Annotated in this window: 13 protein-coding genes and 1 pseudogene; 5 read left to right on the top strand and 9 right to left on the bottom strand. The window is 35.4% G+C overall.

Going from position 1 to position 15,596, the window contains the following annotated elements; translation table 11 throughout:
* Positions 1 to 110: 110 nt before the first annotated feature.
* From ACTWQM_RS16545 to ACTWQM_RS16530, 4 genes are all read left to right on the top strand, one after another.
* Positions 111 to 434 carry a hypothetical protein gene (locus ACTWQM_RS16545; protein ID WP_443259269.1) on the top strand — a complete coding sequence of 108 codons (324 nt, stop codon included), beginning with the start codon at positions 111 to 113 and terminating at the stop codon, positions 432 to 434.
* Positions 435 to 508: 74 nt separating this feature from the next.
* Positions 509 to 1,312 (top strand): ABC transporter permease subunit, encoded by an 804-nt coding sequence (locus tag ACTWQM_RS16540; RefSeq protein ID WP_443259268.1) that lies wholly within the window; start codon positions 509 to 511, stop codon positions 1,310 to 1,312.
* Position 1,313: 1 nt separating this feature from the next.
* Positions 1,314 to 2,189, top strand: coding sequence for an ABC transporter permease subunit (locus ACTWQM_RS16535; RefSeq protein ID WP_443259267.1), 876 nt, complete (start codon positions 1,314 to 1,316; stop codon positions 2,187 to 2,189).
* 187 nt (positions 2,190 to 2,376) lie between these two features.
* Positions 2,377 to 2,478: a putative holin-like toxin gene (locus ACTWQM_RS16530; protein ID WP_443259266.1), complete on the top strand. Its 102-nt coding sequence runs from the start codon at positions 2,377 to 2,379 to the stop codon at positions 2,476 to 2,478.
* 272 nt (positions 2,479 to 2,750) lie between these two features.
* On the opposite strand, the gene ACTWQM_RS16525 is transcribed toward ACTWQM_RS16530, so the two are convergent.
* From ACTWQM_RS16525 to ACTWQM_RS16490, 8 genes and pseudogenes are all read right to left on the bottom strand, one after another.
* A complete protein-coding gene (locus ACTWQM_RS16525; RefSeq protein ID WP_443259265.1) occupies positions 2,751 to 3,752 on the bottom strand; it encodes an LLM class flavin-dependent oxidoreductase in 1,002 nt (333 codons plus the stop codon).
* Between the two features lie 253 nt (positions 3,753 to 4,005).
* Entirely contained in the window at positions 4,006 to 4,875 is an 870-nt protein-coding gene (locus ACTWQM_RS16520; protein WP_443259264.1) for a phosphorothioated DNA-binding restriction endonuclease, read from the bottom strand.
* 29 nt (positions 4,876 to 4,904) lie between these two features.
* Entirely contained in the window at positions 4,905 to 5,273 is a 369-nt protein-coding gene (locus ACTWQM_RS16515) for a hypothetical protein (protein WP_443259263.1), read from the bottom strand.
* Between the two features lie 45 nt (positions 5,274 to 5,318).
* A pseudogene (locus ACTWQM_RS16510) lies at positions 5,319 to 5,680 on the bottom strand (DUF6884 domain-containing protein).
* A 108-nt stretch (positions 5,681 to 5,788) separates the two neighbouring features.
* Positions 5,789 to 9,055 (bottom strand): hypothetical protein, encoded by a 3,267-nt coding sequence (locus tag ACTWQM_RS16505; RefSeq protein ID WP_443259262.1) that lies wholly within the window; start codon positions 9,053 to 9,055, stop codon positions 5,789 to 5,791.
* The gene (locus ACTWQM_RS16500; RefSeq protein ID WP_443259261.1) at positions 9,052 to 10,818 is read right to left on the bottom strand and encodes a phospholipase D family protein; all 1,767 of its coding nucleotides are present in this window, start codon (positions 10,816 to 10,818) and stop codon (positions 9,052 to 9,054) included. Before ACTWQM_RS16500 ends, ACTWQM_RS16505 begins: the two co-directional genes overlap by 4 nt.
* A complete protein-coding gene (locus ACTWQM_RS16495) occupies positions 10,811 to 12,001 on the bottom strand; it encodes a DUF6361 family protein (protein WP_443259363.1) in 1,191 nt (396 codons plus the stop codon). Before ACTWQM_RS16495 ends, ACTWQM_RS16500 begins: the two co-directional genes overlap by 8 nt.
* A gap of 239 nt (positions 12,002 to 12,240) precedes the next feature.
* A complete protein-coding gene (locus ACTWQM_RS16490) occupies positions 12,241 to 12,546 on the bottom strand; it encodes a hypothetical protein (RefSeq protein WP_443259260.1) in 306 nt (101 codons plus the stop codon).
* A gap of 559 nt (positions 12,547 to 13,105) precedes the next feature.
* On the opposite strand from ACTWQM_RS16490, the gene ACTWQM_RS16485 reads away from it, so the two are divergent.
* Complete coding sequence (locus ACTWQM_RS16485) at positions 13,106 to 14,032, top strand: prenyltransferase (protein ID WP_443259259.1); 927 nt, start codon at positions 13,106 to 13,108, stop codon at positions 14,030 to 14,032.
* Positions 14,033 to 14,294: 262 nt separating this feature from the next.
* Here the strand turns inward: ACTWQM_RS16485 and ACTWQM_RS16480 are convergent, their stop codons facing one another.
* Positions 14,295 to 15,266, bottom strand: a complete 972-nt coding sequence (locus tag ACTWQM_RS16480) for a phosphotransferase (protein WP_443259258.1) — start codon at positions 15,264 to 15,266, stop codon at positions 14,295 to 14,297.
* Between the last annotated feature and the right edge of the window lie 330 nt (positions 15,267 to 15,596).

The following is a 15,596-nucleotide window of genomic DNA, read 5'->3' as shown; positions in this document are numbered from 1 at the left end:
ATTTATATTTAATTGTAGAAGTAATGGTATGGTAGTATTATTGCTTATTTCGGAGCGAGTACCAGCAGTACTGAAAATAAATTTAAAATAAGCTTGAAGAGGAGAATTTTATGAATAAATTTAAAGGGCTCTTTTTACTAACAACAGCAATCACTGTAATGTTAGTGGGATGTGAACAGCCAAAACAAAATCCTGAGAGCCTTGTAACAATTCAGCAATACAATCAACTGGAAAACAGAGCGGAATTTGAAGATGTGATCGATTTACTTGGACAGCCGGATTATATAAACTTTAAAGAAAATACAGCTGATGAAGTGAAATTCGAGGATGAATTCACTCGTTACGAATGGGACGGTGTAGCTCCCGATTCTAGTATTACATTGCACTTTAGAGATGAGAAACTTTACAAAAAAGAAAAGAAAGGTTTTGAATAGCCTTGTGGAAGAGTTTGGTTACATCATGTAGAGATATAACCCTTATTATTAGCATCATATTGTTAATCAGCTGTATGCCTGTTTTATTTCAAACCCAGAGCTTTACATACTTTTTTCAGAGCATTGGATCAGGTATCTATTACCTTTTTCAGCCTCAAAAAATAATTATCCCATTAAGTAACGGAGATGAAGTACCTTTTTTTGCAGCGGTTTCCAATGCGTATCTAAATTCCATTATCATCATTTTTGGTTCTCTCGCTATAGCCATTATAGTTTCAATCCTATTCACTTATTTATTCCATACCCTTACCAAACCATTTAAAAAGGTGATTCATGGAATCTTTTTTATAGTTGAATCAATGCCGGACGTGTTAATAGTTTTGTTAAACATACAATTCTTTATTTGGATTTTCAAAACATCAGGGATATCGTTAGGTATTTATGAATTTGGCGGAGAAACGATTTATTTTTTGCCTATCTTGGCTTTAAGTTCAATTCCAACTATCTATTTATTTAAATATATGACAGCAAGCATTGATGAGGAAAAGACCAAAGATTATTACTTATTGTCTCGGTCAAGAGGATTTGGGGAAAGTTATATTTTCTTTATTCATTTATTTAGAAATACGCTCTTAACGCTTATCCAATATTACAAAAATATCTTCTTGTATATGATTTCAAGCTTATTGATTTTAGAAATCCTTCTACGATTAGACGGCATTATGAGTTTTGTGAAGTTGTACGGTATTGGAGACTTTAGAATATTAATGTGGGTTTTAATTATGTTGTACTTTCCGTTATATATGTTCATAAGGACCGGCGAATACATAGTAAACAAATTGACGTTTGACGAGGCTGGTGATCAGGTTGTGGAGTAAAATGAATGCTAAAATAAGTGCAGGTACATTGCTGATTTTACTCCTTCTATTTTTCAGTTTCTTTCCTGATCTAATTGTTTCAAGTAAAAACGCACCATCCCTTTTATTAGATGAGGAGGGTGAGTTTATTGCCAAAACACCCTACTCCCCTGCTGAATACCCGCCGCTGGGGACAAATGTGTCAGGTGAACCCCTATTACATAGCATATTGATCGGTGCAAAATATACGATAGTATTTGTAAGTATTGTGTGTCTGTTACGCTTTGTCATTGCATTAGTATTAGCCATTTATTACGCATTTTACGTACATAAATTTAAGAATATATGGAAACGAGCTATTGAAATTGCCTACATTATTCCCCCTGTTCTGGTTGTCTTTTTTTTACTTGCACCACTTCTCGGTCTTTTTCAAGAGGAAAGTTTCCATTTTATGCTTTTATTGATGGTCATATTAATCAGCATCGGCATCCCTCCTTTAGCTCTATTAATAGGAGATGAAATAAAAAATGAACTCCATAAGGACTTTATTAAAATTGCTCAGTTACAAGGTGTAAGTAACTTTTACATCTTCAAAAAACACGTATGGAGGATCATCAAACCAAGAATCGGTATTTTCTTTATTCAAAACAACATTCAATTACTTTTATTATTAATTCATTTAGGGATTTTGGGTATTTTTATTGGTGGAGATAGAGCAATTAAAGTTTCGGAGGAAAAGAGTATCCTTGTACCAATTAGCAACGAGTGGGGCGGATTGATTGGTTCATCCTACCAGGAATTTTTACTCCATCCATGGATAGTACTAGCTCCATTGTTCTCATTTATGGTGTTAATTATCTTTTTAAAAGTCATACTTGCAGGAATGAAGGGACATTAGGGTCAGGAACCTTGTCCCGCTGAATGCTCCTGACCCTCAAATTTCCCTTCCACGATAAAAATAATACATAACGAACACTTGTTCGCATTTTGCTATTAATATGTGAAATAATGTGGTAAAATTTATGTATCAACTACATAGTATAGTGGGCGGTTGGCCATCTTCCTTACAGAAGGGAGGTGGTGGGATGACGACATTTGAAGCATTGAGTTTAGTAGCGAAATTTAGTCTTTCACTAATAGCGACACTGACACTAATTGTAACTATTGTCGTCATTCTAGGCAGATAAGAAAGTATAAATACTTTCTTATCTGCATAAGTGCAACTAAGGCTTGGCGATAAGCCAAGTTTTCTAAAAAAAAAGAAGTAACCGCCCCCAGTACCAATGGCAAGCGATTACTTCTTATGCTACAACATCATATTGGTAAACCGCTCTTTATGCGGTCTGTAGTTGTAGGTGTCGAGTAGTTGTAGCTACTCGATACCTTATTCTTATTATAAGTATAAGTTTATCTATTTATACTGTCAATACATTTGAAGATGTTCACTTCAGTCCCTACATCATCTTTCAAAATCAAAAGCATCTGCAAGTAACCTATACGAATGCTCTTTTGCATCAAAATCATAGATGTTTGTTATGATCATAAATTCATCAGTCTGATAAAAATCACTGAGGCGATTCAGTTCTTTTTTTACCTTTGCCGGCGTTCCGATAATACAGCGCTCTCGGTTTTTCTTGATTTCGTTTAATTCTTCATCGCTAAATTCCTTCTTCTTTACTTCATCAATCGAAGGAACCTTTGTATCGGCCCCCTTCCCAACACTTAATAGCCACTTGTCCTGACTCAACGCCAGTTCTTCCGCCTCTTCTTCCGTGTCAGCGCACACAACAAATATACATACTATCGTTTCTGGCTGGCCAAGCGTTGGCGAGGGCTGGAAATTACTTAGATATGCTTCCATAACTGCTTGACCATTCACTGGTTTTATAAAATGCCCAAACACGAATCCAAGTCCTAATTCAGCAGCACTCTTAGCACCTCGTTCCGACAGACCCAGCACCCATGTTGGTGGCACATTATCCAACCGTGGAGCCGCTTTTATCATGCGATACGGATGCTCTTTTGGTAAAGTATTATGAAGAAATCCTTGTAAATCAGCTAACTGCCTCGGAAAATCACGCAGGCTTTTATTCACGCTATCCGTCAATGCCAAGCGAGTTGTCTGCGATCCACCCGGAGACCGCCCAACTCCCAAATCGATTCTATCCGGAAAAAATACCTCAAGCGTTTTGAAATTCTCCGCCACTTTAAACGGAGCGTATTGAGGAAGCAGCACCCCCCCTGAGCCGACTCTTATTGTTTCTGTAAGCGATGCAATCCGTGTTATCAGTACTTCCGGTGATGTACTAGCCAACCCATTTGTATTGTGATGCTCGGCAACCCAGTACCTTGTATATCCTAACTCTTCTGTTATTTTCGCTAGTTTTAATGTATTATTCAGCGTTTCTTTGGCATTGGAATGTCTTGAAATTGGTGCCTGATCCAATACACTTAATTTCATCTGGGCTGTCCCCTTTCAAATGGTGTACATTCATTACATTGAGCTTTCCGCTTTGCTGATGGATGCATTCTAACAATATCGCCCTTTTATCGATGGTAGGTCAACATCCATTACCAGATGATGATTGAACAATAACAAGGTCCCATTCTGGACAACTCATTAATTTTTACTGTGCATGATCGGAAAACTTATCATCAATAGCTTCCTAAACACAATAACCCATTTCGGGCTAATGTGATTATGGTGGATATATCTAAAGTATGTATCTTTTCGGCCCCTTAAATACTTCACGCACATGCCAATCTAAATAAGAATTATTAGGGTAATATACTGGTTCAATTGGCTTTCTAATAATAAATCCATGATAATCTAACAGCATTTCTTTAAAGCCGTTAGTTCCATGAGCATCTTGGGAGACGATTAATTTTCGATCTTTTGAAATCGTAAACACACCTTTATCAAACAGCTTGTGGTGTAGTGAGCAAAGGGCTATTCCATTTTCTTCTTGATCAGGTCCACCTGCCTGGTACCATTTAATATGTGCGGCTTCAATCCCTACCAATGTATGTGCAAGCCGAACATTAAATCCACAGACAGCGCAGCTATATCCATATGCTCTTAAAATTTTCTCTCTAAAAAAAGGATCGCGTTTCCTTCGCCTATAAAAGTTAAAGTCTAGACCAACTGATTCTATAATATCTTCATGAATGGTATCCGGAAAATGGTTATCTAAAATGGTTTGGGCAATTTCCTGCAATATATTTGGGTTTTTAGTTAAAAGATTAAAAACCTCATAAGTGAATCCACCTGCAATATTGTTAGTAAGCAAGTATTTATTGCTAGAGCTCTGATATTTCACTGCACCACTCAATTCCCAAATCCCATCATTTTTCAATCGTACGAAAGGTTCTTCTGGATGATAGGATTTCCGTACAGGACCAAATTCTCTTAACAGCTCCATTAATCTATTTCTTACAAATTCATAATGTAGAAGTCTGGAATTAGTAGCCTGAACCTGGCCAAGAGCAAATAAAATTAACAGCGGCTTATGCGGGGCTCGTTGATCTCCTTTTTTCCAAATAGTAAGATTGTCTATTCTTTCTTTGAGTTCGAAAGCATCCATTAATTATTACACCACCTTACACCACCACACTACTTAAGAATATGGATACAGGAATTGCTTCTGACTTTCTTCTCATATGAATTAAGTAAACCTATCAATTTATCCATATACTTATTTTCCTCTTTAGAGCTAGTAGGAAGTTTTATAAACCATTTTGTAAGAACTCTTTCAGTATCAATACCTGTCTTTCCTTTTCCACGGTTATATCTGGAAGTGTTCATATTTTTATAACCAATATATTTACTTGGACCGAACATACCAAGGCTAGAAATGTAATACCAATGCTTAAACATTGTTAACTGACTAACAACATTTGTCCCCTCTTCTAAATCTTTATTAAACTGCTTAACATTAATGATTACCTCATCAATCGAAGTAACTAACTCCGTTTCTTCCATAAATATCTCCCCTCGCTATTTTCATTAGTACAACTAAAAATCCTATTAACCATTATCATTTAAGGCCTGTTTATAAAACTGAAGTTGCTTACCTATTGGTAATCCTTGTAACGGTATACGACAAATATAACCCTCTTTTTTCAGTAAGGGAATAAGGTACTCCCTGTATTTGGAGCCTGCATAAAAATCAAATTCACAATCACTTAATTTCCTTAATTGAAAAAATACATTATGTGACCAATCTTTCCGCTGTTTGGCATTCATAGACAATAATGTAATATCATAGGTTCTATTATTTTTTCTTTATTAAGTAAGCCATGCTTAGCAGATAAGATAAACCAGTCATCATATTCTTGTTTTTCAATAAATGAAACAGCTTTCGTAAAAAGATTAGAAGTACGATACATTTTCTTTGCTTGACACGGATATGTTTGTTTACTTTTTGTGCAGCTTATTAAAGCAATCCTTCTCATAAAATCTCCCCCCATGAATTTTGTCCATCAAAATCAACATAATCACTTCTTCGAAAAAGGACTCAAATTCATAAACAGATCCTTCAACTGATCTTCATCAAAATTGTTGTTCTGTAAATCCTCTAGTAAATCTTCCTGGCGCGCTTGTCCGAGACTTAATCTATATAGTGCTAATATTTTCATAAGCCTATTATATTTCGAACCGTCCCTGCTAAGTGGATACAACGGAAATATACGTTCAATATTGATATCCTGGTTCCCTGCCAATGACCAAAAAGGTACTAATTCCGATGTCTGAGAGTCTCTTTCTATCTGGTTTGCAGCAGTAAACATTTCCTGCCATACATTTTTTGTGAATGAAATATCACCGTATTTACTAGCGATGTTTTGCCGAATATTATGGCCCTTATAGCGGTTGATCCTACCATCGCGTTGCTCAAGATCGATTGGATTTGACGGAAGGTTCCAATGCATTATTTTTCGACAGTAATAATGAAAGTCCAGTCCTTCCTGTCCAATTGACGTTGTAGCCAGAACGAATGGTCGAAATGGTGAATTAAACGAGAGTCTGATATTTTCTTTTCGATTAAGTGTGTTGTCTTCATTTCTAGTATCATAGAAACCAACAGCATAATTGGTTCTCATTTTAATATATTGATTTCCTTTCTTCTGATCATTCATAACACGATTTTTAAACGTTCGATACGTATCAACATTGTAACTAGCAGTATGTGTATTTAACGATTTTGACATAGTCTTGACTAGTTGCTTATTACGCTCCGCCTCCGCAACTTTGTTAAGTCCACCTTCTTCAAGCAGCATATGGGCATACTCATCAAGCATTGCCTGCATATTTCCTGATACACCATATTTGAGCACGTTTTTCCAATGTGCATTATTATTTTTTTTTCCATACTCCAATTCAACGATTGAAATTGCTTCCTGGGAATTAAATCGATCAACTATGGTCTTCGCTAACTGAACAGCATAAGGAACTGAGTCGCTATCAGGATTCTCAAGTAATCTCAAAGAACAAACTGCTGGAGATGCTAACACCATATTAGCTAGTACATCCAATAAATCATCAGGCTGTTTACCAAGTATAGGCAGTTCATTATTATGAAAAATTTTTCTTAACTCTTCAAAGTGTTTTTCTAGTGCAACTGTGTCTCCACTACGACTTTCTTCTTCGTTGGGAGCTAAAGTGGATAACAGATAATCGCTGTTAAACCATTCCTGAATGATATCCTCTTCTAAATCAAACAATACTGGGGCAAAATAATACCACCGTTCATCTTGCCTAGAAACGTTATCACTTGGCTCATACTCTATTTTACCAAGTAAGATTTGAAGTTTATCTTTTATTTCTTCTTTTATTTCATCTAGTGTTATATTCCTATTTAACACATCAATTGAATCAAATAAATTTTTCAATGTAACAGAAGGATACAAAAGTGATAAATGATTCATATTTGATGGTGCGTTATCCTTCATTACGAAGGTTAATCTTGGTGAGGGAAAGCGTCTTGGATGAAAATATTTGTGCACCTTTGACCGCTTTTTTCTAGGGATTTGCTTGACCAATTCACCTACTGTCCTACGTTCTGCATCATAAGAGAGAAGCGTCGCTATTGCTCGTGGAACCATTTCCCATGCAGAAAAAACAAGTACCTTTGAGAATTGGCTTTGACCCGAGTAAGCTCCGTCAAATTCATAATATGGTAAAGATGGAGGAATCCACATTAATCTCTCTGCATTTTTTGATAAGGCTACTTCCTTTAATTTTGTTAGCCTAGCGTTTGTTTCTCTTAACTTTCCATATCTATCTATCGTTTTTTTATCAATCCACATTAGAGAATTATTTGCTAACTTGTTATTTCCGGGATTCTCCTTAAAGCTCTGTGAAATCTTTTGCTTCAGTTTGTAGCGATCCATAAATGACATCAAAAAAGGAGCCGATTTCACATATTCGACGGGAACCTTGTCTTTTAGTCCAATGTCTTGTAACAGCGAATCCATTTCTATATACGATGAAACATCATCCTGGGTAATCTCTAATGGAGTCTTGTCAACGGAAGCTTCCGCAATCTCATTCGTTCCCTCTTCCAAAAGACGCTCCGTTCTGGCAATCCCTTTATAAAGACTATCCTCTGCTTCCTGCTTTTTGGAAATTATCATCGAGAAATCTTGTTCAGAGATTTGACTTAACCCATAGGAAAAATTTCTCCAAACTTCTTTAAATTGCTGTTTATGATCCGTATGCTTCTCAAATAAAAAGTCAGTAACTTGCATGAATTCCTTATAATGCTCATCACTTCCAGTTTCTGATATCTCCTCAAGCGTGGAATATGGTTTATAAGGTGTAGCAGATAATAGTAATATCTTCACATCATTGGCGTCAGCTTTTGGGCTGTTAAAAAATTTGCTGGCAAGCATAGCTGTTTCGCTATCCCCATCAGCATTAATCAATTCTGGAAACCGTTGAAATTCGTCCATGATAACAAGGTCGGCATCAATCAAGTCAACACTGATTTCTGCCATCATTTTTCGTAGCTTTTGAATAACCCTGGTTGCTCCATTCACTCTTCTACCTGGCACCCATTCTTGTTGGATGACATCAGATAAGTAAGCGATCTCATTAAGTAACAAAGGTTCTTGTTGGAAAAATTCATCCACTTTCTCCAGCATAACGTTTAGATAACCTCCATCACTTTTTTCATCACAAGCCTCAACCCTGTCTCCATACTCTTCTTTCCACCGTTCCCAGCTACCAGTAGCTTTATCCGTCATCAATTTATCAAATTCATTTAAATAGGGTTTAAGAGGTTGGTATCTTTTCAAAACAGAATAGATTAAAGCTCTCTCTAACACACTTCCGCAACCACCTGTCATATCAAATGACGTTGAAGGAGTTAGTGGAATAAGTTGAATATAGTTTTCTTTAATTTGAGGGTCAAAAGTATCTTCAAATATTTTGATATGCTGCATCGATAAACGGGTATCTGATAGCCCATCTAATGTTACTCGTTGATCAATTTTAAGCTTTGCCAGGTTTTGTCCAGCAATATTGGAATTGGAACAAACATATACAACTTTAAACAGATCATCTTGTAACCGTTCTTCATGATACCTAGCAATCTTAGCAATAACCCCTCTAGCTACCATTGTCTTGCCAAGCCCTACTTCATCGGCTACTAACACACGGTTAAATTTATTCGTAAATAAGCTATAAACTCGATCAACGGTCGCTTTTTGAAAATCTTTCAAACCAGATAGTATTTCTTCTTCTTTTCGAACTAAGTCAATCATTTTTTCACCTCCTTTGCTGCCTGAATGAACGTTTCATACAAATGCTGAAATTCAGTTGGAATAATGTCCTCATTTTCAATAATATTAATTATGTTTTCTACATCTTCCAGTTTTTCCGGTGAACGGGAAGCTGTTTTGAGCATATTCTCGTAAAGTGCTGGATAGTCTCCTGTATCCATGCCCCAATTACCAGAACCTGAATTCTTTTGTTCCAGATTTTCTAACACGGATAATAAGAAATCATCCGATAAAAGAAAAGCAACATATTTTAGAAAAGTATGTGAGTCTTTAATAATCGAACGAAAAACCTCCTTCTCACGTTCTTCAGGGATACCATCTGTCTTAATCTTGATAACTCTTTGGACCTTTTCACCATCTTTTACTGCAGCTATTTTATAAAAGTTTCCTAGCTCTAATAAACTCAATTTCTCAAAAGAAGTTTCTTTCTGAAGAGGTAACTCCTTTGTACTCAACAGGGGACCAATTAAAAAGTCGCATCCTTCAGGAATATCTTCAAATGTTACGTTTAATGAATAATCGTCATCATCTTTCACAACGAACGCACCTGATTGAGTTCTGCAAAGCTGTTTTATTCCCTTCTGAAGCAAGTCTGCTAAGTCGGACTCTACTTCTTCTTGTTCTGGAATGTCTTCAATTCTTTCAAAAGGATTTTCCTCATCACCAAACATATCCTCCAGTAAATCAGTAATCCTAAATCCGTGTTTCTTATATTTTAGCTTGATTAAAAATTCAACATTGCCATGAAATGCATTTCTTGAGCTATTCGCAGAACCGATATAAATATGATGTTGATTATATTTAGTTCTGGCATAAAGCTTTGCATGAATATCCTGGAGCTCAGTTATTTCATCCTCATTAATATCCCCACTTATAGCACTCTCGCCATCAATGACTGAATCTTTTAATGTAAATACCTCAAAATGCGAAAGCATCGATTCCGTAAGTTTTTGCAATTCTGTTTTCCTTGTAATTAACACCTTTTTAGCGTTGCTTAATTCAAGTTCGTTTAGTTCAGAAATAGTGCTCTCACTTATAAATGGAGATATGACAATCAGCTGATGGTATTTTTCAAAAATTCCTGTTTCCGCTTTACCATACCCTGTAATTCCAAGAGGACAGAAATCAAATTCAGGAATATATTTATTTGCTGGATCAAATTGTATATAATCCAGTTCTGAAATAATGCTTTTGATTTGCCTTCGCTTCTCATTTTCTCTTGTGAAATCTACAAGGTACTGAAAAAAATCTGCTAGTGGTTTATTCTTATAGGTTTTATTGTCAGTCCTCTTCCCTTCAAGCGCAATTGCAATATCCCAACTCCGATCAAACGTTAGGTTCCGTGTTAACACAAGTAGTCTGTATAATACTTCGTTGTTACTATTTTGGTACTTAATCAGCCATACTTTTGGGTGAAAGGATCGATTATTTTCTAGGGCTACTTCAAAAACACTATCTTCCATCATAGCGAATATCGAATTTTGGTTCTGTGGTATTTTAATTTGCCCCGCTTCACAAAAAATCGCAAACTTATTTGCACTTCTTCGTAACCCTTCAAGCACATATATAGGATCATATTGAAAAGTTTGATCCATTTCCTCAGACAGACTTAGCGCCAACGGAACACCAACGAGTGCCTCTAAGTCCAATGCATATGTTGTTCCGATTGCAAATTCAACCTCGTACCCTGATGGTGGTGTGAGTAATTCGGAGTAATTAAGTCGATTTTCAGCTGGTTTAAGCATTGTAATCCCCCAGACCTGCAAAAATATCCTCAATAATAACTTTTGCATCCTTAAAACGATATTGGAGTTTAGGAGTACCAACCCAAGCCCCATCCTCATAAGTAAATATTTTAGAGTTCTGTAATTTTGCCCGGTCTCGTGATTTAAGCTCAATTTCCCGTTTTATTATAAGCCGATCTATTGTAGTATGATCCCCTGATAAAACCGCTTTTTGCCATTCACGAAGAAATATAATCAGCTTAGAGTTCTTTATATGTAGACAATTGATAACATCCATGTAATTAAAGGATTCAAATTCTTCTTTAACAAACGAGCTGTAAAGCCACTCAGACCATTTCTGTAAAGCCTTTTTGTTTTCACCATCTGACAGAATCACGTTGTAGCGAATATTTGCCCCTGAAATAAACTGATTAAAACGTTTCGCTCTATTATAATCTTCAAATAAATTATCAGGTAACGAAAACATTTCTCCAATAGCATCAAAGTCATCTATCTTTTTAAGCTTATCGAAATCCTGCGATAACAAATAGGAAAATAAACTATCCTTCGATTTCTCGGCGGTCGTAATCCGTTCTTTTAAAAAGTGCGCCTCATCAAACGAAGGTTCCATAGAAAGACTGTATTTCCAGTTAGACTCAGGGAGTATACATCGCCAGAACGTACTAGAATACTCTCCACTTATAGATCCAGATTCATCTGACTCCTCACTTCCAAAAGATTTTGCAGCCTCTTTGTTATTCTTCATCCTTAAAACAGCTTTCGCATAATTGTCCAATGACAAGGAACTATGTTTAAATATCTCAAATGTCCTTAAGCCGTTCCAATAAATATTAGAAGGTTTTCGCTTAAGTTTCTTGCCAGCCCGAGCGCCGATTACCCCACTCGAATCCTCTTTATTTAACGTTTCGATTAAAGCAACCTCTTCTTCACCAAGTTGGTTAATTAGTTCTTTTGGTGTCGAAAAACTCTTTTTCTCCAGCTCCATTAATAAATATGGAACAATAAAAAAATACTTTGCACGCGTCTGGATCGTGGAAGTACCCGGAAACAGAATATCTGCAAATCCATCCCGAATCAAACCAATTCCCAGCTCATCCACCGCTCCAGGTTCAGCAAGTGCATGGAGCACTGCCATCACCTTGTCCCTATGTTCACTTGAATAATCAATCCAACCAAGTTTCATTGCATTCAATTTATATACCCCTTTAATTTTCTAGTAGAATCGTTTTTAGAAATATCAATTATATTACTATAATTGTATAGTATAATTGATATTGTTTAAAGTTTTAGTTACGCAAAGCATAGTTACAATATAGTGTGTCTACTATAATAACTGATTTAATGTAAAAATATTTGTTAGGCAGTAATAATGCTATACACTAAAAAGGGTTTGCGACTCAGTTGGGAACTCTTTTACTCAAACTATGGATCTGCTTTGAAAAAATGCTGCATGAGCTTAGCTAAATGAGGATACTTCGGTAATAAACCAATTGAATGCTCAAATAAAGACAAATCACCTATCGTAATTATGTTCCTAATTTTTAGAGACTGTAATTCCTGGTTTAATCTACCAGTCTGAAGGACACGATGTTCTTTATTCGACTTTTTAAATAGGCTAATTAGTTCCTCTTTTTCCGCATTTGGTAACCTCTTCAATAGATTAAAATAATAATCTTTTTCCCAATCAGGAATTGTAGATTCATCTATAAATTTGTCCAACTTCTTCATTACTTGACCTCCTCATCTAATTGTATATAAAAAAACAGAAGTATTTGGAATTACTTCTGTTTTTTACGTGTATGCAATATTTAGTTATAACTAATAATTTCATGTAATTCATAGGTTGTAGCAACATATGGCAATGTTTCTTTCCAAATTATTTGGTTCATTTTATAATTATCAAAGCTATATATAATAACTGGCCAAATTCCATCCCTACTGCTCTTAATTTGGTATCATTAGAATTCTCATCTTACTAAGTAATTCCCATCTTGTTACTAATCTATAATATTTACCGCATGATTTTTTCCCAATTTTATCATATTTTAGTAAACAGTGGGATAAATAGTAGAATAATCATGATGGACGAATCCTAATATATTAGATCTCAATAACATTCCCCTCCCCATGCCACTTTTCTCCCCCAATAATCGATAGTAGTTATGAATAATGAAATTATTCATAACAAGACACCTTATCTCCTTCAAAAAAACAGCTTTCATATTTTAGTAGAAAGGGTATAGTGTAAAGTAGAAGTGATATACGAATAAAGGAGTTAGACATGATAATGAATCAATCGATACTAGCCCCAATCAAAAAAAGCTGGATACTATTACGGTCAATAGCGGTAGTCTCTTCAAGTGTTACGACAATAGTTTCTACTGTTCTTCCCATATTCTTGTATTATACTGTCGCTCCTAATAAATCGCTTTTGGTATTCCTATTATTACTATTCGGTGCTTTCCTAATTCACGGGATATTAACGCATGTGTTGAATGACTTCGCTGACTATAATTCAGGAACAGATCAGAATAGCCCGGCAATTTTGTCAGGTGGAAGTCGTGTTATACAGACAGGTGTTATTTCTGCTTCTTCACTCTGGCTACTGGGGAAATGGCTTATTTTTTCACTAAGTTTAATTGTTGTAGGATTAATACTATTTGGTTACTTTAAAATCGCCTTATTACTAGCCATTGGTCTATGGGGAGCCATTTCATACTCGCTCCGTCCATTTCAATTCAGTTACCGTCCCTTTATCGGGGAATGGCTGTCTATGTTTCCGTCTGTTTTTGTACTCGGGCTTGCCGGTGCCTGGCTGACGTTGGATTCAATCCCGACATGGGCGCTGCAAAACGCACTCATTAATGCTTTATTCTGTTTAGCCTGGGTAATGGTTCATCATATACCAGATCAAGAGGCTGATAGAAACGCATCTCCCGTCAAAAAAACAAGTGTTGTCTGGGCTTTTGAAAAGTTTGGGGCTGCATTCAGTCGTCTACCCGCCCTGTTATATTTCACGCTGGCCGGACTATGCGTGGTCTGGATGGGAGCGGATCGTATATGGGCAATGATAGGAGCGTTAGCTGTAGTAGGGACTGCCATTTTCTTAGTCCTCAAAATGCAAATAGATAATCATTACCAAGTCTCTGCATACGAAAAAATCATCCTTATACTTGCGATGATTAATGGGATTTGGCTTGGCATTTTTATTTAAATAATAGCCAGAAAAAAACGCCCAGATAAAACTGACGGGTTCCGTTTCCTATCACAAAAGTCAGAATCACACTTTAAAATGTAACTAAATTTGTATAACTATTTGCATCCTATTTGTAGTGATATTTGTAATTAAAAAATAAAAAATCTCAGTTTAAATAAAATGAACTGAGATTTTTCTTATATTTATTTTCAATTGCTTATTCAACTAAACCACCCGTTAGTTTAAGTGAAGTCTCTCACAAACCTTCGCTAAAGTTATATTAAACAATATTAGCAAATAAACATTCTAAATCATCCCAATTATCTCCAACCCAAATGTTCTCTTCACTAAACCTCTTTAATGGGGATGAATTATATGCATTATCAGCTCGAACCCACTCTGCTTCTTTCCACCAAGTTAATTTAATTGAACGTACTAACTTTTGATTTGTTAGTTTTTGATATTCCTGATAACCTTTAACGAACGCTGAAACCCTGTCTGTATGCATTTGTTCTTTTTCTAAACAACACGATAAAATAGGTCTTGATATGTCAAATTCAGGATAAACATAATGCATTCTATCAAAATCAAGAATTGCAGAAACGCTATTAGTTTTAAATAAAATGTTATCTACAAATAAGTCCCAATGCCCCCAGCCTTTTTCACATTGCGAGAAAATATCTATATCGCTTTTTTCGATAATTTTTCTTTGTATTTCCAACTTAGATAGTGTATTTTTACAATCCAAACTAATTGCTTCTCTCCATCTTGCTTGCCAATTTTTAAGCATACTTTCCTTTGACCGAACATCCCAGTGTAGTGGTAACTGAACTGTATTATTGTAGTTTAAAATTTTGTGCATTTGTCCAATTATCTTACCTAAATTATACATTTGTTCTTTGTTTGCTGTTCCAGCCTTAATATTACTTCCTTCACTTAATCCCATTAAAACAAAACGCTCACCATATGAAGTTTTTATTACATATTTCCCTTTATGTGAGTAAAGTTCAGGGCACGGAATACCTTCATTATATAAATTGGATTGATGATTTAATGAAGTTTCCAACCCTTGTATCATTTTTTCAGGATACCTAGTTTTATTATATTGCTTTACAAATAAATCACCTTTATCGGTATCTATTTTCCATTTTAAATTCATATGACCTAATTCAATTTGAGAAAATCCAATAATATTAATTCCGAATATATTAGTAATCTCCTCAAATATATCATCTCTAATATCACTGTTCATAGAATTCCCCTTCGTTGATTTATAAATATTAAAATTGTCTTGTTCCACTAACCTGCAAGTTAGTGCAATATTAAACAATCGCACCAGTTTGTTTAAGAAGAAGAGAAACATTCTTCAACACTTTACAGAGTGGTGAAGAAAATAAAATAAACTTATTATATTAGTAAAAAAGTTCAGAACTATATACTTCCTCTTTACAATTAACACAATATCCTACTCCGTTTGTTACTGGAACTGGGCAACCACATTCACAATACTTTAATTCTTTTTTATTTGCTTCTAAAGGTATAAATCTATTGCCACAATATTTACATTTTGTTAAGTAACTAT

This window comes from Virgibacillus sp. L01, assembly GCF_052246775.1.
Taxonomy (GTDB): Bacteria; Bacillota; Bacilli; order Bacillales; family Amphibacillaceae; genus Lentibacillus.
Note: the sequence above shows the minus strand (reverse complement) of the source record. Positions and strands in the feature narration are given on the sequence as shown.

Coding starts and splice junctions, on each gene's coding strand:
- ACTWQM_RS16545 (WP_443259269.1), top strand. CDS start 111: ATGAATAAATTTAAAGGGCTCTTTTTACTAACAACAGCAATCACTGTA.
- ACTWQM_RS16540 (WP_443259268.1), top strand. CDS start 509: ATGCCTGTTTTATTTCAAACCCAGAGCTTTACATACTTTTTTCAGAGC.
- ACTWQM_RS16535 (WP_443259267.1), top strand. CDS start 1,314: ATGAATGCTAAAATAAGTGCAGGTACATTGCTGATTTTACTCCTTCTA.
- ACTWQM_RS16530 (WP_443259266.1), top strand. CDS start 2,377: ATGACGACATTTGAAGCATTGAGTTTAGTAGCGAAATTTAGTCTTTCA.
- ACTWQM_RS16525 (WP_443259265.1), bottom strand. CDS start 3,752: ATGAAATTAAGTGTATTGGATCAGGCACCAATTTCAAGACATTCCAAT.
- ACTWQM_RS16520 (WP_443259264.1), bottom strand. CDS start 4,875: ATGGATGCTTTCGAACTCAAAGAAAGAATAGACAATCTTACTATTTGG.
- ACTWQM_RS16515 (WP_443259263.1), bottom strand. CDS start 5,273: ATGGAAGAAACGGAGTTAGTTACTTCGATTGATGAGGTAATCATTAAT.
- ACTWQM_RS16505 (WP_443259262.1), bottom strand. CDS start 9,055: ATGATTGACTTAGTTCGAAAAGAAGAAGAAATACTATCTGGTTTGAAA.
- ACTWQM_RS16500 (WP_443259261.1), bottom strand. CDS start 10,818: ATGCTTAAACCAGCTGAAAATCGACTTAATTACTCCGAATTACTCACA.
- ACTWQM_RS16495 (WP_443259363.1), bottom strand. CDS start 12,001: ATGAAACTTGGTTGGATTGATTATTCAAGTGAACATAGGGACAAGGTG.
- ACTWQM_RS16490 (WP_443259260.1), bottom strand. CDS start 12,546: ATGAAGAAGTTGGACAAATTTATAGATGAATCTACAATTCCTGATTGG.
- ACTWQM_RS16485 (WP_443259259.1), top strand. CDS start 13,106: ATGAATCAATCGATACTAGCCCCAATCAAAAAAAGCTGGATACTATTA.
- ACTWQM_RS16480 (WP_443259258.1), bottom strand. CDS start 15,266: ATGAACAGTGATATTAGAGATGATATATTTGAGGAGATTACTAATATA.